Source organism: Nonomuraea turkmeniaca (assembly GCF_005889735.1).
Lineage (GTDB): Bacteria > Actinomycetota > Actinomycetes > Streptosporangiales > Streptosporangiaceae > Nonomuraea > Nonomuraea turkmeniaca.
The window spans coordinates 1-1,366 of sequence record NZ_VCKY01000538.1; the positions used below are offsets into that span (position 1 = coordinate 1).

Consider the following 1,366-nt stretch of genomic DNA (forward strand, 5'->3'; position numbering starts at 1 on the left):
GCGGGGAAGGCGGGTCGCGCCTGGGCGGAGGGCGGGCTGGGGGGCGCCGTGGAGGGTTGGCCGCCGATGAGGCGGAAGAGCACGTCGTGCATGGCCGGGCGGGCGTGCGGGTCCTTGGCCAGGCAGGCGTACACGATCGACCGCAGCGGCTCCGGCACGCCGTCGAGCCGCGGTTCCTCGTACTGGATCCGCCGGAGCACCGCCGGCAGGGAGTCGTTGCCGAACGGCGGGGCGCCGGTGGCGGCGTACACCATGACGGACGCCCAGGCGAACACGTCCGCGGCCGGCCCGACGGCGGCCCCCGCGAACTGCTCGGGCGCCATGTACGCAGGCGTCCCCACGACGCTGCTGGTCCGTGTCACCCCGTCGTCCATGGCGCGGGCGATGCCGAAGTCGATGACGCGTGGCCCGTCCCGCCCGAGCAGCACGTTCGCGGGCTTGAAGTCCCGGTGCACGACGCCGGCGCGGTGGATGGCGACGAGCGCGGTGGCGGTGGCGACGGCCAGCCGCTGCAGGTCGGCCCCGGTGTGGCGGCCCGCCTCACGCAGCGACGGCCCCTCGACGTACTCGGTCACGATGTACGGCCGCCCGCCCAGCGACGCGTCCAGCACCTGCGCGATGCAGAACGGCTCCACCCGCCGCGCGGCCGTGATCTCCTTGGCGAAGCGCCCGTCCCCGCGTACGCCCTCGCGCAGCACCTTGACCGCCACCCGCGTGCCGTCGGGGGCGGCGGCCAGGTAGACCATCCCCTGACCGCCCTCGCCGAGCTGCCTGATCACCTGGTACGGGCCGATGGAGTCCGGCATCAGTAGGTCTCGATCGCGCACACGTTGAACGACAGGCTCTTGCTCGTCGCGGACGGCGAGGTGATCCGCAGGGTGACCCGGTGGCTACCGGCCTTCAGCATGTACTGGCCGGAGGTCACGAACGCCGTGTACCCGCCCTCGGACACCCACGACCGGTTCTTCACGATGGCCTTGCCGTCCACCTCCCAGACGTAGGAGACCCACACCTCGGATTTGGACGATTCCACCTGGGTCTGGAAGTGCACCGGCGGCATTGTGCAGCCCTGCGCCTCGGACTGGCCGGGGCCGGCGGACAGCTCGATCTCGAGGATGCTGATCCTGGCGCTCGTGGCCGGCTTCTTGGTGGTCCGCGTGGGGGACGGGGCCGGCCGTTCCGTCGTGCGCTCGGGCATGGTGCGGATCTCCGAGGTCATGGCGGGCGCCGACGGCTCCCGTCTCCGGGTCCTTGGCGAGCCAGCGCAGCAGCTCGGCGGCTGGTTCTCCGGGTCCTTCGGGATGCGGCAGGCGTTCTCCAGGTAGAGCGCCGCGCAGACCAGCGCCACGCAGGCCAGGAACGAGCC

The 1,366-nt window shown here is 72.6% G+C and carries 1 protein-coding gene and 1 pseudogene; both read right to left on the reverse strand.

Annotation, left to right across the window (positions count from 1 at the left end; translation table 11 throughout):
• The coding region (locus ETD86_RS54380) for a serine/threonine-protein kinase (RefSeq protein WP_246149548.1) at window positions 1–827 on the reverse strand (827 nt) is incomplete at its 3' end.
• Window positions 806–1,366, reverse strand: a pseudogene (locus tag ETD86_RS57770) (hypothetical protein); the annotation flags it as partial. The gene ETD86_RS54380 and the pseudogene ETD86_RS57770, both read right to left, overlap by 22 nt.